The sequence below is a fragment of the Arthrobacter sp. 179 genome (assembly GCF_052379645.1).
Classification (GTDB): Bacteria; Actinomycetota; Actinomycetes; order Actinomycetales; family Micrococcaceae; genus Arthrobacter_H.
The window spans coordinates 14482-35903 of the sequence record NZ_JBQSYU010000027.1 but is presented as its reverse complement, the minus strand read 5'-3'; the positions used below and the strand labels follow the sequence as shown (position 1 = coordinate 35903).

Below are 21422 nucleotides of genomic sequence, written 5' to 3'. Positions count from 1 at the left end.
CGGAGGGGATGACGGGAATCGAACCCGCGTCATCAGTTTGGAAGACTGAGGCTTTACCATTAAGCTACATCCCCGCAAAGACGGGCCTTGCGGCCCGTTGCTTGGACCACATTAGCAGTGGGTCCGGAGCACGGCAAAATTGACGCCGGTCCCCGGGCGGCGCATGCTCGAAAGGTCGGGATCCGACGTCGTGACGAGGCCCCGGACGGCGGGGCATGGGGGTGGAAATTGGGCGGACCCAGGAAAGTGCCGGATCTTCGGATCCTGCGGGGACTCAGCGAGCTGGGAGTGACCATCGAGCAGATCGCCGAGCGCTACGGGGTCACTGCGGCCGGCGTCCAGCGGGCCCTGGACCGGGGCCAGGCCCCCGCGGGACGGCCTTCCTACCGCGACATCCTGCCCTGGACCGTGGAGTCCGAGCATCATCGCAGCGCCGTGATGGCCCATATCCGGGTCCTGCTGCGCCAGCGGGCAGGCCGGGACGTTCCCGATGAGCAGGTCCACGCCCTGCACGCCTGGCTGGATTGGTTGCAGCGTCGGGGACTGGTGCTGAACTACCATCCGGAGGCCCCACCGAATCGTGCATCCGCGGTGGGCGGGTTCTACTACATGGACCGTTTGCCCAGTGACGAATGGATCATTCGGCAACCGGTCTCGCAGATCGCCGACGACCAGTAGGGACGGGCCCGCGCCATGGTGGGCCCCGGAGCTTGTCAGCAATTAGTTGTTCCGCGTCGATTCTGCGTAAACTAGCCTCTGCACCAATCGGGGTGTAGCTCAGCTTGGTAGAGCGCGCGCTTTGGGAGCGTGAGGTCGCAGGTTCAACTCCTGTCACCCCGACTCTGAACCTTCAGCCCCGTCAGCTCCACATCGGGGACGAGTGTGCAGTGTCTTTATAGCCCAGATCATTCAGGAGAGCTACGTAGTGAAGAGCGCCGTCGAAAACCTCACGCCCACCCGGGTCAAGCTCAATGTCGAGGTTCCCCTCACCGAATTGCAGCCGAACATCGACGCGGCCTACAAGTCCATCGCGGAGCAGATCAATGTTCCCGGCTTCCGCAAGGGCAAGGTCCCGAACCGCCTGATCGACCAGCGTGTCGGCCGCGGCTATGTGCTGGAGACGGCCATCAATGAAGGGCTCAACGAGTTCTACCAGGAAGCGGTCCGCGAGACGGAGATCGTCCCGCTGTCCCGCCCCGAGGTCGAGATCACCGAGGTCCCGGAGCCGACGGCCACCGAGGGCAACCTGGTCTTCGATGTCCAGGTGGACATCCGCCCGAAGATCGAGCTGCCGGAGTACACCGGCCTGGAGGTCCAGGTCGACGCCGTCGAGGCCACCGACGCCGACGTCGAGACCGCCATGGACGAACTGCGCGGCCGCTTCGGCACGCTAAAGAACGTCGAGCGCCCCGCCGCCGACCAGGACTTCATCACCTTGGACCTCACCGCCACGGTGGAGGACACGGAGGTCGACGCCGCCACCGATCTGTCCTACCAGGTGGGTTCCGGCACCATGCTTGAAGGCCTCGACGAGGCCGTCACCGGCCTGTCCGCCGACGAGGATGCCACGTTCGAGACCAAGCTCGCCGGCGGCGAGCATGCCGGGGAGACCGCCCAGGTCAAGGTCATCGTCAAGGCCGTCAAGGAGCGCGAACTCCCGACCGCCGATGACGAGTTCGCCCAGCTGGCCTCCGAGTTCGACACCATCGGCGAACTCCGCGAGGACCTGACCCAGAAGGCCGCCGAGTCCAAGCTCGTCGACCAGGGGGTCCAGGCCCGCGACAAGGTCATGGACAAGCTGACCGAGCTGGTCAGCGTGCCGGTTCCCGAGTCGGTCATCGACGAGCAGGTCGAGCAGCACTTCGCCCAGGGCAACGAGAACCCCGGCGAAGAGCACGACACCGCCGAGCACCGCGCCGAGGTCAAGACCAACACCGAGCGGGCGTTCCAGAACGAGGTCATCCTCGACGAGATCGCCGAAAAGGAAGAGGTCGGTGTCGAGCAGTCCGAGCTCATCGACTACATCGTCCAGAGCTCCAGCCAGTACGGCATGGACCCGAACCAGTTCGCCCAGATGCTCGACAGTGCCGGCCAGGTGCCGATGATGATCGGTGAGGTCCGCCGCCGCAAGGCACTGGCCAAGGTCCTGGAACTGGCCAAGGTCACCGATACCGACGGCAAGGACGTTGACCTGACCGACTTCGTCCGCCCGGCCGGCGAAGAGGACGAGTCCTCGGCGTCCTCCGGATCCTCGGCCTCCTCCGCTTCGGCGGAATCGGCCGAGTAGCCACACGAAACCACGGCAACCCTTCCCGGTTGCACCGGCGGGACCGTCTCATGCAGGCGGCCCCGCCGTCGTTTTTTAAGCCGAAGGCACCTGCAGTTAAGCCACGGGCGATGGGCCCCCGCCGGGGGTATGCGCCATCAGCGAACAGCGAATGATCGCGGGCGCGGCGCGTGTTGTGACTGCAGTAGTGTCAAGGAAAGCAAGCGCTACCGTACGTGGCCGGAAGAGCCACGTCGCATGGCACCCATGGAGAGGTATTCGAAAATGACGACGGAATCCCACACCCCGAAGATGGCCTCGGTCGATGCAGCCAGTCGCGAGGACTACATCTACAACCGACTCCTGAAGGAGCGCATCATCTGGCTCGGCACGGAGGTGAGCGACGAGTCGGCCAATGCCATCTCCTCCCAGTTGCTGCTGCTCTCCGCGGAGGACCCGGATAAGGACATCTTTCTGTACATCAACTCACCGGGTGGTTCCATCACCGCCGGCATGGCGATCTTCGACACGATGAACTACATCCCGAACGACGTCGTGACCGTGGCCACCGGGCTGGCCGCCTCGATGGGGCAGTTCCTGCTCTCCTCGGGCACCAAGGGCAAGCGTTACGCGACCCCGAACGCACGGATCCTGATGCACCAGCCCTCCGGCGGCATCGGCGGCACGGCCTCCGATATCCGGATCCAGGCCGAACTGATCCTGCACATGAAGAAGGTCATGTCCGAGCTCACCGCCGAACAGACCGGACAGACGCTGGAAACGATCCTCAAGGACAACGACCGCGATAAGTGGTTCACGGCCCCCGAGGCCCTGGAGTACGGCTTCTTCGACCACATCGCCGTGAACTCCGTGACGGTCTCCGGCGGCGGCGGAGTCAAGAACTAGCCACCCAGCCGACGAGCATCCCCACAGACCCCCCCCAGGAGAAGAACATGAATTACACCGGCAACGAAGGCACCGCTGGCGAAATGCCGTCCGCCCGCTACATCCTCCCTTCATTCGAAGAGCGCACCCCCTACGGCTTCAAGCGCCAGGACCCCTACGCCAAGCTGTTCGAAGACCGCATCGTCTTCCTCGGCACCCAGGTCGATGACGCATCGGCCGACGACGTGATGGCCCAGCTGCTGGTCCTGGAGTCCATGGACCCCGAGCGTGACATCACCTTGTACATCAACTCACCGGGCGGGTCCTTCACCGCCATGACGGCGATCTACGACACGATGATGTTCATCCGTCCCGAGATCCAGACCGTCTGCCTCGGCCAGGCGGCCAGCGCCGCTGCGGTCCTGCTGGCCGCCGGTGCCCCCGGCAAGCGCCTGGCACTGCCCAACGCGCGCGTGCTGATCCACCAGCCGGCCATGGGCGGCGGGGAACGCGGCACGGCCACCGATCTGCAGATCCAGGCCGAAGAGGTCATGCGCATGCGGACCTGGTTGGAGACCACGCTGTCCGAGCAGAGCCACAAGAGCCCCGAGCAGGTCGGCAACGACATCGAACGCGATCTGTTCATGACCGCCTACGAGGCCAAGGAATACGGTTTGATCGACGAGGTGCTCAGCCCCCGCAAGATCAAGCAGCAGGCCATCAACAAGTAGTCGATGATGGCTGCCGTGACCGGGCGTCCCGTAGGTTTTTCGCACCACGGGCCGTCCGGTCACCTATTCTGTCGGGCAACTCACCTAGAGTTGTAGCTAGACATCATCATGCGGCGTCCGCCGTGTGGTTTCTGTAACACGTTAGGGGAAGAACACCATGGCTCGTATGGGTGAAAGCTCCGACCTGCTGAAGTGTTCGTTCTGCGGCAAAAGCCAGAAGCAGGTCCGCAAGCTCATCGCCGGTCCAGGCGTCTACATCTGTACCGAGTGCATCGAGCTGTGCAACGAGTTGATGGAGGAGGAGCTGGCCGAGATCGAGGCCGGTCCCGACTTCGAACTGCCGCGTCCCCGCGAGATCTTCGACTCCCTGCAGGAATATGTCATCGGCCAGGAGGGCGCCAAGCGTTCGCTGTCGGTCGCGGTGTACAACCACTATAAGCGCATCCAATCGGGGACCGGCTCCACGGCAGCGGCCCAGCTGGGCGACGTGGATGCCCTGGATGACGTCGAGGTCTCCAAGTCCAACATCCTGCTCATCGGGCCCACCGGTTGCGGCAAGACCTACCTCGCCCAGACGATGGCGCGCCGGCTGAATGTGCCCTTCGCCGCCGCCGACGCCACCGCCCTGACCGAAGCCGGCTACGTCGGTGAGGATGTCGAGAACATCCTGCTCAAGCTCCTGCAGGCCGCGGACTTCGATGTGAAGAAGGCCGAGCAGGGCATCATCTACATCGACGAGATCGACAAGATCTCGCGTAAATCGGAGAACCCCTCCATCACCCGTGACGTGTCCGGGGAGGGGGTGCAGCAGGCACTGTTGAAGATCCTCGAAGGAACCGTGGCCTCGGTCCCGCCCCAGGGTGGGCGCAAGCATCCACACCAGGAGTTCATCCAGATCGACACGTCGAACGTGCTGTTCATCGTGGCCGGGGCCTTCGGCGGTCTCGAGGAGATCATCGGCTCCCGGGCCGGGCAGAAGGGGATCGGATTCGGGGCGCCGCTGACCGCACTGAACTCCGAGGATGCCAAGTATTCCGATGTCCGCCCCGAGGACCTGCTCAAATTCGGTCTGATCCCCGAGTTCATCGGGCGCCTGCCGGTCATCGCCACCGTGGAGAACCTGGACCGCGAGGCCCTGATCAAGATCCTGACCGAGCCGAAGAACGCCCTGGTGAAGCAGTACCAGAAGATGTTCCGCCTCGATGGTGTGGAACTGACCTTCGAACTCGATGCCCTCGAAGCCATCGCCGATCTGGCGTTGGAGCGCGGCACCGGGGCCCGTGGGCTGCGGGCCATCCTCGAGGAGACCCTGGGATCGATCATGTTCGATCTGCCCGGCCGCGAGGACATCGCCGAGGTCGTCATCAACGCCGAAGTGGTGGCCCGGGTGAGTGAACCGACGCTCATTTCTGCCGAAGTAGTGAATAAACGACGGAATAAGTCCGCCTGATCCGGTCGTTGTACCGAATGCGGGGCAGGCTCGTCATGGGTCGGCACCGAGTTCATGCACCGATTTCAGGAGGAACACCTTGTCCGAGACCACGGCCGTAGATTTCTGGTTCGACCCGCTTTGCCCCTTCGCCTGGGCCACCTCGCGATGGATCCTCGAAGTGGAGAAGGTCCGTGACATCGAAGTCCAATGGCATGTCATGAGCCTGGCCGTCCTGAACGAGGACAAAGATGTCGAACGCGAATTCCCTAAGGGACTGAGCAGCGCGTGGGCCCCGGTACGGGTCGTCATCGCCGCCGCGGAAGCCCACGGACAGGAAGTCGTCGGCGAGCTCTACACGGCCATGGGTGAACTCATCCACTATGCCGGAATCCAGGACTTCGCCGAGGTCATCACCCGCGCGCTGGAGCGTGTCGGGCTGCCCGCCGAGCTGGCCCAGGCCGGCGCCAACGACGAGCATGATGCGGCCCTGCGGGCCAGCCACGAGCAGGGTATCTCCCTGGTGGGCCAGGAGGTCGGTACCCCGGTCGTCGCGCTGAACGGCACCGCCTTCTTCGGACCGGTCATCACCGAGATCCCCTCGGGGGAGGAAGCCGGACGCCTCTTCGACGCCTCCGTGACCCTGGCCTCGTTCCCGTACTTCTTCGAACTGAAGCGCACCCGCACCGGGGCACCGCAGTTCACCAAGGAACGTCAGCAGTTCTCCCAGGTCAATGCGTCCTAAGCGCCTCCGGGCCCGGTAGGGTCCCGACAGTGGTGGCCGGCTCCTCGGCGGGGGCCAACACCACATCGGAGACCACGAGTTCCTCGCCGCCTTCCTGCAGGTCCAACTCCACTGCGTTGCCCGCGGCGAGCAGATCGCCCAGTCCGGCCCTGACCTGGTCCAGGATCACTGCGGGGCCGCGGACGACCCCTGAAAGCACCTGGGTGCGCTGTTTGACCTTGGCCTCGGATTTGGACTTGCGGATCCCGCCCAAGGCGTCACCGACCGTGGGCAGCACGGCGGTGTCCGCGCCTTCCACCGCGCCGGTCAGGTGGGTGTTCGTCGGCCAGGCCGACTGGTGGACCGAGCCGGTCCGCCACCAGCTCCAGACCTCTTCGGTAGCGAAGGGCAGGAACGGTGCGAACAGGCGCAACACGGCATCCAAGGTGGTGGCCAGGGCCGCCAGCACCGAGGCCTGTTCGGCCTCGCCGCGGGCCCCGTAGGCCCGGTCCTTGATCAGTTCGACGTAGTCGTCGGTGAACGACCAGAAGAACGTCTCCACGATGTCCAGGGCCCGGGCGTAGTCGTAGATCCCGAAGGCGCGTTCGGCCTCCTCGATGACCTCCGAGAGGCGGGCCAGCAGCGACCGGTCCAGACCATTGATGATCAGGTGGGCATCACCGTCCAAGACGTTGGCCTGGGTGGCCCCGAGGTTCAACACGAACTTGGAGGCGTTGAGGATCTTGATCGACAGCCTGCGGCCGATCTTCATCTGTGCGACCTCGTAGGCGGTATCGGCGCCCAGTTTCGCCGATGCAGCCCAATAGCGCACGGCGTCGGCCCCGAAGTCGTTCAGGACATCGGTGGGGACCACGACGTTGCCCTTGGACTTGGACATCTTCTTGCGGTCCGGGTCCAGGATCCACCCGGAGATCGCCGCATGCTTCCACGGGGCGCAATCGTGCAGGGCATCGCCGCGCACCGCGGTGGAGAAGAGCCAGGTACGGATGATGTCGTGGGCCTGGGGACGCAGGTCGAAGGGGAAGACCTTGGCGAAGAATTCATCGTCGCGGCTCCACCGGCCCACGATCTGCGGGGTCAGCGAAGAGGTCGCCCAGGTGTCGAGGACATCCGCATCCCCGGTGAAGCCGCCGGGGACGTCCCGCTGGTCCGCCGTATAGCCCGGAGCCGTTTCGGCCACCGGGTCCACCGGCAACTGGGCATCGTCGGGGACGAGCGGATGCTCGTAGTCCGGGTTGCCCTGGGCATCCAACGGGTACCAGACGGGGATCGGCACACCGAAGAAGCGCTGCCGGGAGACCAGCCAGTCGCCGTTGAGCCCATTGACCCAGTTCGTGTAGCGCGAGCGCATGAATTCCGGGTGGAACTCGATCTCCTGGCCGCGGGCGATCATGCGTTCGCGACGCTCCGCATCCCGTCCGCCATTGCGGATGTACCACTGGCGCGAGCTGACGACCTCGAGGGGCTTATCGCCCTTTTCGAAGAAGTTCACCGGATGGGTGATCTTGCGGGGTTCGCCGTCGAGCAGATCTGCATCGACCAGCATCGACGCCACGGCTTCCTTCGCGGAGAACACGGTCTTGCCGGCCAGCAGGGAGAAGGCCTCGCGCCCGGCCTCGGAGGTGATCCACTCGGGGGCCTGGCCCTGGATGCGGCCATCCCGGCCGATGATGGCGCGGGTGGGCAACTGCAGTTCGCGCCACCAGGTGACGTCGGTCAGGTCGCCGAAGGTGCAGACCATGGCAATGCCCGAGCCCTTGTCGGCCTTGGCCAAATGGTGCGGATGCACCTCGACTTCGACGCCGAAGAGCGGGGAGGTGACCTTCTTGCCGAACAGTGGCTGGTAGCGCTCGTCATCGGGGTTGGCCACTAGCGCGGCACAGGCGGCCAGCAATTCGGGACGGGTCGTCTCGATGTGGATCTCGGTGCCGTCCTCGGCGAAGAACGGGAACCGGTAGTAGGCTCCGTCGACTTCGCGGTCCTCGAGTTCGGCCTGGGCCACGGCGGTGCGGAAGGTGACGTCCCATAGCGTCGGTGCCTCGGCCATGTAGGCGTCGCCATCGGTCAGGTTGCGCAGGAAGGCCCGCTGGGACACGGCACGGGAGGTGTCGTCGATGGTGCGGTAGGTCAGGTTCCAGTCCACCGACAGGCCGAGGGTGCTGAAGAGGTGCTCGAAGACCTTCTCGTCCTGGACGGCCAGCTCCTCGCACAGCTCGATGAACGTCCGTCGGGAGACGACGTCCCAATCACGCTGGTTCTTCGCCGGCTTTTCCGGGGGACGGTAGGCCGGGTCGTAGGCGGTCTTGGGATCGCAGCGCACCCCGTAGAAGTTCTGCACGCGGCGTTCGGTCGGCAAGCCGTTGTCGTCCCACCCCATGGGGTAGAAGACGTTCTTGCCTCGCATGCGCTGGTACCGGGCCAACACGTCGGTCTGCGTGTAGGAGAACATGTGTCCCACGTGCAGGGAGCCCGACGCCGTGGGCGGGGGAGTGTCGATGGAGTAGACCTGATCGCGGGTGGTCTCGGGGTTGAAGGCGTAGGTTCCCTCGTCACGCCAGCGCTGTCCGAGCCTGGCTTCCAGGCCCTCCAGTGCCGGTTTGTCGGGGACGCTTACGGTCGCGGGCGTGTCTGTGCCCAAGTTCTGTTCAGCCATGGGACCAGTATTCCATGTCGGCAGGTCAGCCCCGATTCCATCCCCTGCCTCCTGGTCATCCACACGCTCCGGAGGCGACGAGCAGCACGGAAGGATTCGGCCTACCATCGAGTCATGGGCAAGATCAGAATGCAGCGGGCCTACTCGGCCCCGGACGGCGGCTACAGGATCCTGATTGATCGGCTGTGGCCCCGAGGCATCGCCAAGGAGGACGCCGAGCTCGACGAATGGGCCAAGGAAGTCGCCCCCTCGGCGGAACTGCGGGCCTGGTTCAACCACCGCGAGCACCGGTTCGAGGAATTCCGTGAGCAGTACATCGCCGAACTCGAGGACGGTCCGGCCACCGAGGAGGCCGAACGCCTGCTGGAGCTGGTCAAGGACAAGGACGACGTCGTCCTCGTCTATGCCACCAAGGACGAGGAACATAATAATGCCGTGGTCCTGTTGGAGTTCCTGGACGAAAACCTCTGAGCAGCCGCAGCCCCCAGGGGGTACTCACGCCCCGGGTGGCGGCTCATCCTCCGGGGCCCGGGCCGGGCTCTACGGCTGGTCGGGTCGGGGCATGAACGCGCTCCAGGCCATTCGGCGCCGGCGGCGCGGATCATTCTCCACGTGGTCGGTGCTTTCGATGATCAGGGTCGACCTCGTCGCCTCGTCGTAGGGCGGCCACGTCGCAGAGGTGGTGCCCGATTCGGCGAACCTGAGCCACCGCCCGCGCATCCGCTGCCCGGCGCGGGCATAGGCCTCCCGGCCTCCCAGTGAGGTGATCATCCGCGCCAAGGGCACGTCGGTGCGGTCGAAGAGGGCGAACATCTCCACCCCGTGGGTGGCGTCCAGACCGACGATCTTCAGCAGCCGCGGGGCGAAGTCGAAGCGGTAGACGTGGACCGGTGCGAAGCGCGAGTGCAGGTCGGCCACCCGGGTGGAGGGATACCAGAACCCGTAATCCCCACCGAAGTCCGCCGCCGTCCTGGATTCGGGAAGTCCGGGATAGGCGGCGTGCATCTGGGACCAGGTCTCCCGGGGGGAGCGGGAAAAGACCCCCGCGATGCGCGAGGGGGAACCGGGCAGGATATCCCAGCGGCCACGAAAGACCGATCCCTCTCGATCGTTGGTCCCGATGATCAGCGGCACCCGGGCCGCCCGGCCACTGCCGATCGCGTCGATCGGGTGTTCGGGGACGTAGCGTCCGTCGATGACCGGGGCGAAACAAAAACCTCCCGGATAGGCCTCCGGGGTGTGCACCTGCAGGATCCTGGCGGCGGCGAGCAGATCGGGGACCGAACCGTTGAGCAGCAGATCCCGCACCGGGTCCGTAGCAGGCCCCGGCCGGGAGCTGGCAGGGTGTTGTTCCCCGAGGATCGACAGGAATTCTTCCGCCCACCGTGCGGTGAGCCCCGGAGGGTAGACGGCGTCGGCCGGAGCGCTTTGGGCGATGGCGCGGGCGAACAACCCCCGGGCCTGCGGTGTGGCCATGAGGGTGGTCACCGCATTCCCTCCCGCCGATTCCCCGAACACCGTCACCCGGTCCGGGTCGCCCCCGAACGCCCTGATGTTCTGCTGGACCCATTCCAGGGCGGCCACCTGGTCGCGCAGACCCAGGTTGGACTCGATGGGACGCTCGGCGGTGGAGTACCTGCTGAAATCCAGATATCCCAAGGGGCCCAGACGGTAGTTGAAATTGACGTAGACGGCCCGCCCCGTCCCGACGAAGCCTTCCCCCTGCCCCGAGAAGTCGCGCGAAGAGCCCTGGAAGTATCCTCCGCCGTGGATGAAGACCATGACGGGCAGGGAATCCGCATCCGCCAGGGCCGGCACCGGGGCCTGGACGTTCAGGCTCAAGCAGTCCTCGCTGGACCAGTCCGGGGCCCCGGCCCGGCTGTGATGGGCCCTGGTGGGTTGCGGAGCCGTCGGCCCGAACCGGGAGCCGTCCCTGACCCCGGTCCAGCCGGACGGCGGGGCCGGGGCCCGGAACCTCAGTGGCCCCACCGGCGGCGCCGCATACGGGATGCCGCGCCAGGAAAGCACGTTGCCTTCCCGCACGCCGCGGACCACTCCGCCGAACACCTGGACATCCGGCAGGCCGGTTGCTCCCGGGGCCGGGGAACGTCGGGCCCCGTCATGCCGGGGAATCAGATGCCGGTGGTGCCTCACGGTCGCCCGCTTTCGTCGGGGTGGCAACGCCCTCCGGCGTCGGCAGTCCTCCAACTGGAGGTTTGTCCCTCCAGAGTTGCACCGTTGAAGCGGGAGGTCCACAGCTGCCGGGGCAGGGTTCCGGCCCGGGCCTCGCTAGGCTGGAGGCATGACCTCAATGACCCAGCAGTCCATGAAAAGAGCAGTTGTCACCGGTGCCAGCAGCGGGATCGGCGAGGCCACGGCCCGTCGGCTCGCGGCCGAGGGCTGGACGGTCTATGCGGTGGCCCGCCGGGCGGAACGGCTCGAGGCCCTGGCCCGGGACACGGGGATCACCCCGGTCGTCGCCGATGTCACCGACGCGGACGACGTCGCGGCCCTGCTGGCCGTGGTCGCCGGATCCGGAGGGATCGACACCCTGATCAACATCGCCGGCGGCGCCCGGGGGGTCGACCGGATCGGTACGGCTAAGAGCGCCGACTGGGACTGGATGTACCGGGTCAACGTGGTGGGCACCATGAACATGATCCGGGCGTTCCTGCCCATGCTCCGGGCCGACGGCGAGGGGACGATCCTGAACCTGACCTCCACGGCGGCTCTGGGCGGCTACGAGGGTGGGGGCGGATACAACGCCGCGAAGTTCGCCCAACAGGGGCTGACCCAGGCGCTGCGGCTCGAGGAGGCCGAAAACAACATCCGGGTGATCGAGGTCGTGCCCGGTCTGGTGCACACCGAGGAATTCGCGCTCAACCGGCTGGGAGGGGACCAGCAGGCGGCCGACCAGGTCTATGCCGGGGTGGAGAAACCGCTGACCGGAGAGGATGTCGCCGACGTCGTGCTGTATTCGGTGGCCCTGCCGCATCACATCAACCTCGACCAGATCGTTGTCCGTCCCGTGGCCCAGGCCGCCAACCACAAGATGATCCGCACCACGTGATGCGCCGCCCACTGCACGTGATCGCCTGCGCCCACGGCACCGATGATCCCCGCGGGCGCCAGCTCATCGACCAGCTCCGGGCCCAGGTCGCAGGACTGGTGGACGACCAGCACGCCGAGGATGGCTGGTCGGTGCAGGTCCATGAGGCCTACGTCGACGTCCAGGACCCGGACCTGCCCAGGGTCCTGGGACAGCTCCCCGACGGGGAGGCGGCGGTGGTGCTGCCGCTGCTGCTCTCGCTGGGAATCCACACCGGCGTCGACGTGGCCGAGGCCGTCGCCTCCAGGACGAACACCATCGCAGCGGAGCCCATCGGGGCCGATCCCCGGCTGGCCGGGGTGATGGCCCGCCGCCTGGCCGAGGCCGGATGGGGCCCCGACGACGCCGTGGTGCTCGCCTCGGCAGGGACCCGCGTGCCTTCGGGCCAACAGCAGGCCCGGGACAGCGCCGGGACCCTGGCAGCGGCCCTGGGGGCCCCGGTCCAGGCCGCGTTCTGCTCGGCGGCCGACCCCCGGGTGGAGGATGCGGTGGAGCAGGCGGGACGGCAAACCCCCGGAGTCCGGGTCGGCGTCGTGTCCTATCTGTTGGCGCCGGGATTCTTCCAGGAACGCCTCGGCGGCGCCGGGGCAAATTATGTGACCGCACCATTGCTCCCGGACGTCACGATCGCCGAATGTGTCGCCGCAAGACTTCACAGTGCCCTGTCGGAGGCTGATTTCGAGGCCGGCTGAGGTCACGAAAAGCAACGTGTCGGCTGATGACCGGCGGGCGCGACAGCGGTGAAAACCCCGCCCTAGGCTCGCAGCCATGACTCAGGCAACCGATACCCAGCCAACCCCCGGGCCCTCCAGGTCCCGCCCACCGACCAGGCCCCAGGGCCAATGGAAAGTCGACGGGACCACCCCGCTGAACCCCAACGAGGAATGGAAGCAGCACGACGACGGGCTCAACGTCCGCGAACGGATCGAGACCATCTACGCCCGGGAGGGTTTCGACTCGATCGACCCCGAGGACCTGCACGGCCGATTCCGCTGGTGGGGTCTCTACACCCAACGCAAACCCGGGATCGACGGCGGGAAGACCGCCACCCTTGAACCGCACGAACTCGAGGACCGCTACTTCATGATGCGGGTACGCATCGACGGCGGCGCCCTGAGCACCGAACAACTGCGCGTCATCGGTTCCATCTCCACCGAATTCGCCCGCGACACCGCCGATGTCACCGACCGGCAGAACATCCAACTGCACTGGGTCGATGTTCGTGACGTCCCCGAAATCTGGAGGCGACTGGAATCCGTCGGCCTGCACACCACCGAAGCCTGCGGCGACGTCCCCCGTGTCATCCTCGGCTCCCCGGTGGCCGGGATCGCCGCCGACGAGATCCTGGACCCCACCCCGGCCATCGAGGAGATCGCCGAACGCTACATCGGCAACCCGCTGTATTCGAACCTGCCACGGAAGTTCAAGACCGCGATCACCGGACACCCTTCCCTGGACGTCGTCCACGAGATCAACGACATCTCCCTGGTCGGGGTCCGCCACCCCGGACTCGGGGCCGGCTACGACCTGTGGGTCGGCGGCGGACTGTCCACCAACGGACGGCTGGCCGAACGACTCGGGGCCTTCGTCGCCCCCGACCAGGCCGCCGCCGTCTGGGAAGGCGTCGTGGGGATCTTCCGTGACTACGGATACCGCCGGCTCCGGAACAAGGCGAGGCTGAAATACCTCATGGCCGATTGGGGCCCTGCGAAGTTCCGCGAGGTGCTCGAACGCGAGTACCTCGGCCATGCGCTGCCCGACGGTCCGGCCCCCGAACCCACCAACGTGCCCGGGGACCACAGCGGGGTGCACCGGCAGAAGGACGGACTCTTCTACCTCGGGGCCACCACCAGCATGGGCCGGCTCTCCGGAACCCGGCTGACCGGGCTGGCCGGACTGCTGGAACGCCACGGATCCGCCCGTCTGCGCACCACCCCCCCACCAGAAGATCGTCGTCCTGGACATCCAGGAGGACGACGTCGAAGCGGTGATCACCGGGCTGCGGGAGCTCGGACTCGAAACCCGGCCCTCCGTGGTGCGCCGGTCCGCGATCGCCTGCACCGGCATCGAATTCTGCAAGCTGGCCATCGTGGACACCAAGGACACGGCGGCGGCCGCCGTGGACAGCCTGGAGGAACGACTGGCGGATCTTGAAGGGAAGATGCCGCGCAAACTCAGCCTCCACGTCAACGGCTGCCCCAACTCCTGCGCCCGCGTCCAGACCGCCGACATCGGGCTCAAGGGCCAGCTCCTGCCCGACGGGGAGGGCGGCCAGAAGGCTGGTTTCCAGGTCCACCTGGGCGGCGGCCTGGCGGATGAGACCCGGGAGGAAGCCGGTCTGGGCCGCACCGTTCGCGGGCTCAAGGTCGCCGCCGACGACCTGCCCGGGTATGTCGAACGGCTCGTGCGCACCTATGCCGACGAATCCGCCACGGGGGAGACCTTCGCGGCCTGGGCCCATCGGGCCGACGACGGGAGCCTGCGATGAGCGGGCCGTCCACGGGCACCGCAGCGTTGCGCGAGCTGGCCAGCAGCGGAGCGGCCGAACTCGGCTTCGACGCCGCCAGCGAGGACGTCCTGGCCTGGGTGGCCCGGCACTTCTCCACCGCCGAAGCCGCCGTCGCCTGTTCCATGGCCGACGCCGTGCTGCCGCATCTGGTCTCCGGAACGCTTCCCGGGATCGACGTCCTGTTCCTGGACACCGGCTACCACTTCGCCCAGACGCTGGACACCCGGGACGAGGTCGCCCGCTCACTCGAGGTGAACGTCGTGGACGTCAGGCCCGAACAGGGCGTCGCCGACCAGGACGCCACCGAAGGACGGGACCTCTTCGCCACCGATCCGGGCCGATGCTGCGCCCTGCGCAAGGTGGACCCGTTGAACCGTGCCCTGGCCGGCTACCGGCTCTGGTTCACCGGGGTGCGGCGCGATGAGGCCCCCACCCGCACGAACACCCCGTTGGTCGACTTCGATGAAGCCCACTCGTTGGTGAAGGTGAACCCCCTGGCCGGATGGAGCGCCAAGGAACTGAACGACTACTCCACCCGAAACCGGCTCCCACGCAATGTGCTGTTGGACCAGGGGTACCCCTCGATCGGATGCCGGCCCTGCACCGGCAAGGTCGCCCCCGGCGAGGACCCGCGGGCGGGCCGCTGGTCGGGACAAACCAAAACCGAATGCGGCATCCATGTCTGACCCCGGCCCCCACCCGGCCAGCCCCCACGAACCCTTCGACTCCCCAGGGAGGAACACCCCATGACCATCACCCAGGACGTGGCCCATCCGCGGGACGCCGGCGCCTCGGTCCCCGCGGACGGCCCGGCAGGCCCCCGACAGGTCCTCGACGCCCTCGAGGCCGAATCCATCCACATCATCCGCGAGGTCGTCGCCGAATTCGACCGCCCGGCCATGCTCTTCTCCGGCGGCAAGGACTCCGTGGTCATGCTCCACCTCGCGGCGAAGGCCTTCTGGCCCGGCCGGGTGCCCTTCCCGCTGCTGCACGTGGACACCGGCCACAACTTCGCGGAGGTCCTGGCGTTCCGGGACCGCACCGTCATCCAGCGGGGACTGAGGCTGGAGGTCGCCAGCGTGCAGGAGTACATCGACTCCGGTGAGCTGGTCGAACGCGCCGACGGCACCCGCAATCCGCTGCAGACCACCCCGCTGCTGGACGCCATTGCCGGGCACCGGTTCGACGCCGTCTTCGGCGGCGGACGCCGTGACGAGGACAAGGCCCGCGCCAAGGAACGCATCCTGTCCCTGCGGGACGAGTTCGGCCAGTGGGACCCCCGCAACCAGCGGCCCGAACTGTGGAACCTGTACAACGGCCGGCACCGCCCCGGACACCATGTGCGGGCCTTCCCGATCAGCAACTGGACCGAACTGGACATCTGGCGCTACATCGAACGTGAAGGCATCGAACTGCCGGGCATCTACTACGCCCACGAACGCGAGGTGTACCACCGCGAGGGCATGTGGCGGGCCGTCGGCGAATTCTCCCCGGCCCGCCAGGGCGAGGACATCGTCCGCCGCACGGTCAGGTACCGGACGGTGGGGGACATGTCCTGCACCGGGGCGGTGCTCTCCGACGCCGCCACCGTCGCCGCGGTGGTGGCCGAAGTGGCCGCCTCCACGCTCACCGAACGCGGGGCCACCCGCGCCGACGACAGGATCTCCGAAGCGGCCATGGAAGACCGCAAGAAGGACGGGTATTTCTAATGAGCACCACCCTGATCGAAGAAGGCCCCGGCGAGTCCGCAGCGACCGGGACCCTGTTCCGTTTCGCCACCGCCGGCTCCGTCGACGACGGCAAATCAACCCTGGTGGGCCGGCTGCTCCATGACGCGAAGGCCATCCTGGCCGACCAGCTCGAGGCGGTGGCCCGCACCTCCACCGAACGCGGTTTCGGCGGCGCCGACGGCGGACTGGACCTGGCCCTGCTGACCGACGGGCTCCGTGCCGAACGCGAGCAGGGGATCACCATCGATGTCGCCTACCGCTACTTCGCCACCGACCGGCGCAGCTTCATCCTTGCCGACTGCCCCGGACACGTGCAGTACACCCGCAACACGGTCACCGGGGCCTCCACCGCGGACGCCGTCGTCGTCCTCATCGACGCCCGCAAGGGGGTGCTGGAACAAACCCGACGGCATCTGAGCGTGCTGGCGCTGCTGCGCACGGCGCACGTGATCGTGGCGGTGAACAAGATCGACCTGGTCGACTACTCCCGGGAGGTCTTCGAGGACATCGAACGCGAGGTTCTGGCCGTCTCCGAACGGCTGGGGATCACCGGGGCACGGGCCGTTCCGGTGTCTGCCCTGCTCGGCGACAACATCGCGGTGCCCTCCGAACTCACCGACTGGTACACCGGTCCGACCCTGCTCGGACTGCTGGAAACCCTCCCCACCCAGGACGAAGTCACCGAGCTCGGCCTGCCCTTCAGGTTCCCCGTGCAAACCGTGCTGCGACCGCAGGGAGCCTTGGCCCCCGGGCTCGCCGCGGAGGACTACCGCGACTACCGGGCCTATGCCGGACAAGTGAGTTCCGGCAGCATCGGCCTCGGGGACAGCGTGAGCGTCCTGTCCTCCGGCCAACCACCGCGCAACACCACGATCGAAGGCATCGACACCGCCGACGGCCCCCGTCAGGCGGCGGCCGCCCCGGCATCGGTGGCGCTGCGACTGGGTGACGACGTGGACATCAGCCGCGGGGACACCATCGTCTCCGGCCCCGTGGCCACGCCCCGCCGGGAGTTCGCGGCCCGGCTGTGCTGGCTCGGCCAGGAACCGCTTGCCCCCGGGGCCAAGGTGCTGATCAAGCACGGCACCGCCACCGTCCGCGGCCTGGTCACCAGCGTCGAGGGGCTCCTGGATCTGGAAACCTCCGCCCTCGTTCCCGCCGACACGCTCGAACTCAACGACATCGGCAGCGTGGGCCTCAGTGTCGCCGCCGAACTGCCGGTGGAGGACTACGCGGCCAATCGTCGGGCCGGGTCCCTGCTGGTCATCGATCCGCAGACCGGCAACACCGTGGCCGCCGGACTGGTGATCTCCTCGTGAACGCCGGTGGCCCCGGGCCTCGCCGTGCCCGACGGCGGATGATCGGCTCCACCGTGGCCCTGGCCCTGCTGGTCGGCGCCGCCCTGGCCACACTCTGGGTTCCCGCCCCCTTCGGTCCGGCGGCCGCCGCCGAGCCGGCCGGGGGAGGCCCGGGCGGGGAGGGAAACCCCGCCTCGCAGCTGCGGCTGGGATATTTCGGCAACGTCACCCACGCCCCGGCCTTGGTGGGCATCCAGCGCGGATTCCTGGCCCGGGAACTGGCGGCGGACGGGACCGGGCTTCGCACCCAGGTCTTCAACGCCGGCCCGGCGGCGGTGGAGGCCCTGAACGCCGGGGCCATCGACGCCGCCTACCTGGGACCCACCCCGGCCATCGGCTCCTACACCTCCAGTGCCGGACGGTCACTGAAGGTCGTGGCCGGGGCCACCTCCGGGGGCGCCCAACTGGTGGTGCGCCAGGACATCACCTCACCGGCCCGGCTGCGGGGAACGGTCCTGGCCAGCCCGCAACTCGGGGGCACACAGGACGTCGCCCTACGCAGCTGGTTGGCTGACCAGGGATATGTGGTGGCCGCCGACGGGTCGGGGGACGTGGACATCAACCCCACCGACAACAGCCGGGCCCTCGCCCTGTTCAAGGCCGGCCGGATCGACGGGGCGTGGCTGCCCGAACCATGGGCCTCGCGTCTGGTGCTCGAAGCCGGGGCCCGGGTCCTGGTCGACGAACGTGATCTGCGGGACGGGTCCCCGACCGCACGCCCTGGCCACTTCCCCAGCACGGTCCTGGTGGTCGACGCCGACTTCGCCGCCAAGCACCCGGACACGGTCACCGCACTCGTGGCAGGAAACGCCGAGGCCGTTTCCTGGCTGCAGGAGGCGGACGCGGCCGAACGGGCCGAAACGATCAACGCAGGGATCGAAGACGCCGCGGGGGCCCGGCTGCCCGATGAGGTGCTGGCCCGGGCCCTGGACACCACCGACTTCACCACCGACCCGTTCCCGGGCGCCTTCGACCGGCTCCTGGAGCAGGGGGTCGCCGCCGGAGTGACCCGGGACGGATCCTTGGACGGCCTCTTCGACCCGGACACCACCCCACCGAAAGGAACGAGACGATGACCACCAGCGTCCTGGATGAAGACCCCGGCACCGGCACCGAACCGTCGGCCCCGGCCGGCCCACCGGCGTCCGTGGTGCTCGACGGGCTCGGCACGTCCTACGCCGCGGGGCCAACGGTCCTGGACGGGATCAGCACCACGATCGCCCGCGGCGAGTTCGTCTGCCTGCTGGGCGCCTCGGGCTGCGGGAAGTCCACGCTGCTGCAGATCCTGGCCGGTCTCCAGCTCCCCACCGCAGGAACGGTCCAGGTCCCCTCCGACGGGGCGGCCTTCATGTTCCAGGACGCCTCCCTGCTGCCCTGGCTCAGTGCCCGGGCCAATGTGGAACTGGCGCTGCGGCTGCGCGGGGTTCCCCGGGCCGAACGCCGGGCACTGGCGGACGCCCTGTTGGAACTGGTCCACCTGGCAGGGGTGGGCGAACGGCGCCCCCACCAGCTCTCCGGCGGGATGCGCCAACGCACCGCGCTGGCCAGGGCCCTGGCCCAGGACCGCGAACTGCTGCTGATGGATGAGCCCTTCGGCGCGTTGGATGCCATCACCCGTGACCTGCTGCATGAGGAACTCGATCGCGTGTGGACCTCCACAGGCCGGACCATCGTCTTCGTGACCCATAACGTCCGAGAGGCCGTCCGGCTGGGCCAACGCGTCATCCTGCTCTCCTGCCGGCCAGGCCGGATCGCCCGGCAATGGCAGGTGGGACCAGAGGTACGCAGGAACCCGGCGGCGACCGCCGCACTGACCGAAGAAATCACCCGGCAGCTACGACAGGAGATCAGCGGCCATGCCCACCCCTGACACCGTGGAACGTCCCGCCACAGGGCCTGATCCCACGGAACCCGCCGGCCCGGAGTCAGGTCCGGACCGGCTGCCGATGCCAGCACCAGCCACCCGACGCGACCTCGGGACCGTTCTGCTTCCGGCGGCGGCCCTGCTCGTGCTCATCTGCCTCTGGCAGATCCTGTCCTGGAGCGGCCTCAAACGCCCCGACCTGTTCCCCGGACCGGGAGCCGTCGCTGCGGGCATGGGCGATGCCCTCCTGGATGGCACCCTCCAAAATGCGGTGGCCACCTCGCTGGGCCGGGGCGTGACGGGTTTTGCCATCAGCGTGGCCATCGCCACCCCACTGGCCCTGCTGCTCGCCCAGTCGGCCACGTTGCGTGCCGCCCTGGGGCCCCTGGTCTCCGGGCTCCAGGTCCTGCCGTCGGTCGCCTGGGTGCCGGCAGCCATCATCTGGTTCGGGCTCACCGACGCGACCGTGTACTTCGTGGTCCTCATGGGCGCGACGCCCTCGATCGTGAACGGGCTGCTCTCGGGAATCGACCAGATCCCCCCGCACTACGGATCGGTGGGCACCGTACTCGGCGCCACCCGGCGCCAACAGACCCTGCTGATCACCCTGCCCGCGGCGCTGCCTGCCTATCTGGGTGGGCTGAAACAAGGCTGGGCCTTCTCCTGGCGTTCGCTCATGGCCGCCGAGATCATCGCCGTGGGCGGGAGCATCGGCTTCGGCCTGGGCTCGATGCTCCAACAAGGCCGTGATCTGTCCAGCATGGCGCTGGTGATGGCCGCGATCCTGGTCATCCTCAGCGTGGGCATCATCGTCGAACTGCTCGTCTTCTCACCCATCCAACGCCGTCTGCTCCAACGCCGCGGCCTATTGACCTCAGGAGCGAAATGAACGACCTGTATCCCACTTCTCTGCGCCTGCTCGGACACCGCGTCCTGCTCGTCGGTGCCGGCCCCGTGAGCGAACGACGCCTCAAGGCGCTGCTCGATGCCGGGGCCCGGGTCACCGTGGTCGCCCCCGACGCGGTGGAGGGGATCCGCCGGCTTCATGCCGCCGGGCTCCTCGACTGGCACCCCCGGCCCTACCGCGCCACCGACCTGAAGGACACCTGGTTCGTCCACACCGCCACGGGAGACCCTGCGGTGGACTCCGCGGTGGCTTCCGATGCCGAGAAGGCACGCCTCTGGTGCGTCAACGCCTCGAACCATCGCACCTCGACGGTCTTCACGCCTGCGGTGGCCCGGATCGACGAGGTCGTGGTGGCCGTGAACACCGATGGTGATCCGCGGCGGGCCGGACGAATCCGCACTGCGATCCGGGTGGCCGCCCAGACAGGACTCCTGCCATGGCGACGCTTCCGCCCCCGCGCTCCACAGGAACAGGGCACGACGCCGGCCGGTCGGGTGGCGCTGGTCGGCGGCGGACCGGGGGAGAGCGGGCTGATCACCGTGCGCGGACGCCAGCTGCTGGCCGAGGCGGACGTCGTGGTCGCCGATCGGCTGGGTCCACGCGCCCTGCTCGAGGAACTGGGCCCGGACGTCCGGGTCATCGAGGTCGGCAAGGCCCCCGGCGCCCATACCGCCACCCAGGACCAGATCAACGACCTGCTGGTGGGCCAGGCCCGGGCCGGGAACCTCGTGGTCCGGCTCAAGGGCGGGGACCCCTTCGTCTTCGGGCGCGGGGGAGAGGAGGCAGAGCACTGCCGGGGCCACGGGCTCGCAGTGGAGGTCGTTCCCGGGGTGACCAGTGCCCTGTCGGTCCCGGCAGCCGCCGGGATCCCGGTGACCCATCGGGGGGTCGCCGCAGGATTCACCGTGGCCACCGGACACGATGAACTGGCTGATCTGCCGGCCCGCAGCGACCACACGCTCGTGCTGCTGATGGGGGTCCGCCGGCTCGCCGAGTCCGTAGCCACCCTGGGCCGGCGCGGGCTGGGGCCCGACACCCCGGTGGCCATCATCGAAAGCGGCTGGACCGTCGACCAACGCGTGACCATCGGCACCCTGGCCACGATCACCGACCAGGCCGCCGCACGCCGCGTGGCCAACCCGGCGGTCATCGTCATCGGAGACGTCGTGAACCTGAGTACCTACACCCCCGACACAGTTGCCGTTCCTGCCCCCGCGGCCAGCCTGGCCGTCTGAA

18 protein-coding genes, 2 tRNA genes and 1 pseudogene are annotated in these 21422 nt (G+C 67.8%); 18 read left to right on the top strand and 3 right to left on the bottom strand.

Features of this window, described 5'->3' with window-relative positions; translation table 11 throughout:
- Positions 1-3 precede the first annotated feature (3 nt).
- Positions 4-74 (bottom strand) — tRNA-Gly (locus ACT3UE_RS14015).
- A gap of 172 nt (positions 75-246) precedes the next feature.
- Between ACT3UE_RS14015 and ACT3UE_RS14010 the strand changes: the two genes are divergently transcribed.
- The 7 genes from ACT3UE_RS14010 (at position 247) to ACT3UE_RS13980 (ending at position 6056) form a co-directional block, all read left to right on the top strand.
- Entirely contained in the window at positions 247-678 is a 432-nt protein-coding gene (locus ACT3UE_RS14010; RefSeq protein ID WP_444553686.1) for a hypothetical protein, read from the top strand.
- Between the two features lie 88 nt (positions 679-766).
- Positions 767-840: transfer RNA gene (locus tag ACT3UE_RS14005), tRNA-Pro, on the top strand.
- Between the two features lie 85 nt (positions 841-925).
- Entirely contained in the window at positions 926-2287 is a 1362-nt protein-coding gene (tig, locus tag ACT3UE_RS14000) for a trigger factor (RefSeq protein WP_444553685.1), read from the top strand.
- Positions 2288-2578: 291 nt separating this feature from the next.
- Positions 2579-3172 (top strand): ATP-dependent Clp protease proteolytic subunit, encoded by a 594-nt coding sequence (locus tag ACT3UE_RS13995; protein WP_444553766.1) that lies wholly within the window; start codon positions 2579-2581, stop codon positions 3170-3172.
- Between the two features lie 47 nt (positions 3173-3219).
- On the top strand, positions 3220-3882 hold the full coding sequence (locus ACT3UE_RS13990; protein WP_444553684.1) for an ATP-dependent Clp protease proteolytic subunit: 663 nt from the start codon (positions 3220-3222) through the stop codon (positions 3880-3882).
- A 157-nt stretch (positions 3883-4039) separates the two neighbouring features.
- Positions 4040-5332, top strand: a complete 1293-nt coding sequence (clpX, locus tag ACT3UE_RS13985) for an ATP-dependent Clp protease ATP-binding subunit ClpX (protein ID WP_444553683.1) — start codon at positions 4040-4042, stop codon at positions 5330-5332.
- 79 nt (positions 5333-5411) lie between these two features.
- Complete coding sequence (locus ACT3UE_RS13980; RefSeq protein WP_444553682.1) at positions 5412-6056, top strand: mycothiol-dependent nitroreductase Rv2466c family protein; 645 nt, start codon at positions 5412-5414, stop codon at positions 6054-6056.
- Here ACT3UE_RS13980 and valS read toward each other — a convergent pair.
- Positions 6043-8709, bottom strand: coding sequence for a valine--tRNA ligase (gene valS / locus ACT3UE_RS13975; RefSeq protein ID WP_444553681.1), 2667 nt, complete (start codon positions 8707-8709; stop codon positions 6043-6045). The two genes, ACT3UE_RS13980 and valS, sit on opposite strands and share 14 nt — an antisense overlap.
- A 114-nt stretch (positions 8710-8823) precedes the next feature.
- Here valS and ACT3UE_RS13970 point away from each other — a divergent pair, with 114 nt between their 5' ends.
- The gene (locus tag ACT3UE_RS13970; RefSeq protein ID WP_444553680.1) at positions 8824-9180 is read left to right on the top strand and encodes a DUF488 domain-containing protein; all 357 of its coding nucleotides are present in this window, start codon (positions 8824-8826) and stop codon (positions 9178-9180) included.
- Positions 9181-9249: 69 nt separating this feature from the next.
- Here the strand turns inward: ACT3UE_RS13970 and ACT3UE_RS13965 are convergent, their stop codons facing one another.
- Complete coding sequence (locus ACT3UE_RS13965; RefSeq protein WP_444566908.1) at positions 9250-10863, bottom strand: carboxylesterase/lipase family protein; 1614 nt, start codon at positions 10861-10863, stop codon at positions 9250-9252.
- Positions 10864-11011: 148 nt separating this feature from the next.
- Here ACT3UE_RS13965 and ACT3UE_RS13960 point away from each other — a divergent pair, with 148 nt between their 5' ends.
- The 10 genes and pseudogenes from ACT3UE_RS13960 (at position 11012) to cobA (ending at position 21421) form a co-directional block, all read left to right on the top strand.
- Complete coding sequence (locus ACT3UE_RS13960; RefSeq protein WP_444553678.1) at positions 11012-11779, top strand: SDR family oxidoreductase; 768 nt, start codon at positions 11012-11014, stop codon at positions 11777-11779.
- The gene (locus tag ACT3UE_RS13955) at positions 11779-12510 is read left to right on the top strand and encodes a sirohydrochlorin chelatase (RefSeq protein ID WP_444553765.1); all 732 of its coding nucleotides are present in this window, start codon (positions 11779-11781) and stop codon (positions 12508-12510) included. Before ACT3UE_RS13960 ends, ACT3UE_RS13955 begins: the two co-directional genes overlap by 1 nt.
- A 76-nt stretch (positions 12511-12586) precedes the next feature.
- A pseudogene (locus ACT3UE_RS13950) lies at positions 12587-14306 on the top strand (nitrite/sulfite reductase).
- Positions 14303-15013, top strand: a complete 711-nt coding sequence (locus tag ACT3UE_RS13945) for a phosphoadenylyl-sulfate reductase (RefSeq protein WP_444553676.1) — start codon at positions 14303-14305, stop codon at positions 15011-15013. Before ACT3UE_RS13950 ends, ACT3UE_RS13945 begins: the two are co-directional and overlap by 4 nt.
- A gap of 60 nt (positions 15014-15073) precedes the next feature.
- Positions 15074-16036 carry a sulfate adenylyltransferase subunit CysD gene (gene cysD / locus ACT3UE_RS13940; protein WP_444561672.1) on the top strand — a complete coding sequence of 321 codons (963 nt, stop codon included), beginning with the start codon at positions 15074-15076 and terminating at the stop codon, positions 16034-16036.
- Entirely contained in the window at positions 16036-17376 is a 1341-nt protein-coding gene (locus ACT3UE_RS13935; protein WP_444561673.1) for a sulfate adenylyltransferase subunit 1, read from the top strand. The genes cysD and ACT3UE_RS13935 overlap by 1 nt, the downstream gene beginning before the upstream one ends.
- Positions 17373-18491: an ABC transporter substrate-binding protein gene (locus ACT3UE_RS13930; protein WP_444566907.1), complete on the top strand. Its 1119-nt coding sequence runs from the start codon at positions 17373-17375 to the stop codon at positions 18489-18491. Before ACT3UE_RS13935 ends, ACT3UE_RS13930 begins: the two co-directional genes overlap by 4 nt.
- Positions 18488-19285 carry an ABC transporter ATP-binding protein gene (locus ACT3UE_RS13925; RefSeq protein WP_444561674.1) on the top strand — a complete coding sequence of 266 codons (798 nt, stop codon included), beginning with the start codon at positions 18488-18490 and terminating at the stop codon, positions 19283-19285. Before ACT3UE_RS13930 ends, ACT3UE_RS13925 begins: the two co-directional genes overlap by 4 nt.
- Positions 19272-20168, top strand: coding sequence for an ABC transporter permease (locus tag ACT3UE_RS13920; RefSeq protein ID WP_444566906.1), 897 nt, complete (start codon positions 19272-19274; stop codon positions 20166-20168). Before ACT3UE_RS13925 ends, ACT3UE_RS13920 begins: the two co-directional genes overlap by 14 nt.
- On the top strand, positions 20165-21421 hold the full coding sequence (gene cobA, locus ACT3UE_RS13915) for a uroporphyrinogen-III C-methyltransferase (RefSeq protein ID WP_444566905.1): 1257 nt from the start codon (positions 20165-20167) through the stop codon (positions 21419-21421). The genes ACT3UE_RS13920 and cobA overlap by 4 nt, the downstream gene beginning before the upstream one ends.
- The last annotated feature ends 1 nt before the right edge of the window (position 21422 follow it).

What these genes read in the sequence shown, in the direction of transcription:
- valS (WP_444553681.1), bottom strand. Translation starts at nt 8,709, where the DNA reads ATGGCTGAACAGAACTTGGGCACAGACACGCCCGCGACCGTAAGCGTC.
- ACT3UE_RS13970 (WP_444553680.1), top strand. Translation starts at nt 8,824, where the DNA reads ATGGGCAAGATCAGAATGCAGCGGGCCTACTCGGCCCCGGACGGCGGC.
- cobA (WP_444566905.1), top strand. Translation starts at nt 20,165, where the DNA reads ATGAACGACCTGTATCCCACTTCTCTGCGCCTGCTCGGACACCGCGTC.
- clpX (WP_444553683.1), top strand. Translation starts at nt 4,040, where the DNA reads ATGGCTCGTATGGGTGAAAGCTCCGACCTGCTGAAGTGTTCGTTCTGC.
- ACT3UE_RS13990 (WP_444553684.1), top strand. Translation starts at nt 3,220, where the DNA reads ATGAATTACACCGGCAACGAAGGCACCGCTGGCGAAATGCCGTCCGCC.
- ACT3UE_RS13920 (WP_444566906.1), top strand. Translation starts at nt 19,272, where the DNA reads ATGCCCACCCCTGACACCGTGGAACGTCCCGCCACAGGGCCTGATCCC.
- ACT3UE_RS13935 (WP_444561673.1), top strand. Translation starts at nt 16,036, where the DNA reads ATGAGCACCACCCTGATCGAAGAAGGCCCCGGCGAGTCCGCAGCGACC.
- cysD (WP_444561672.1), top strand. Translation starts at nt 15,074, where the DNA reads ATGACCATCACCCAGGACGTGGCCCATCCGCGGGACGCCGGCGCCTCG.
- ACT3UE_RS13945 (WP_444553676.1), top strand. Translation starts at nt 14,303, where the DNA reads ATGAGCGGGCCGTCCACGGGCACCGCAGCGTTGCGCGAGCTGGCCAGC.
- ACT3UE_RS13995 (WP_444553766.1), top strand. Translation starts at nt 2,579, where the DNA reads ATGGCCTCGGTCGATGCAGCCAGTCGCGAGGACTACATCTACAACCGA.
- ACT3UE_RS13955 (WP_444553765.1), top strand. Translation starts at nt 11,779, where the DNA reads ATGCGCCGCCCACTGCACGTGATCGCCTGCGCCCACGGCACCGATGAT.
- ACT3UE_RS13960 (WP_444553678.1), top strand. Translation starts at nt 11,012, where the DNA reads ATGACCTCAATGACCCAGCAGTCCATGAAAAGAGCAGTTGTCACCGGT.
- ACT3UE_RS13925 (WP_444561674.1), top strand. Translation starts at nt 18,488, where the DNA reads ATGACCACCAGCGTCCTGGATGAAGACCCCGGCACCGGCACCGAACCG.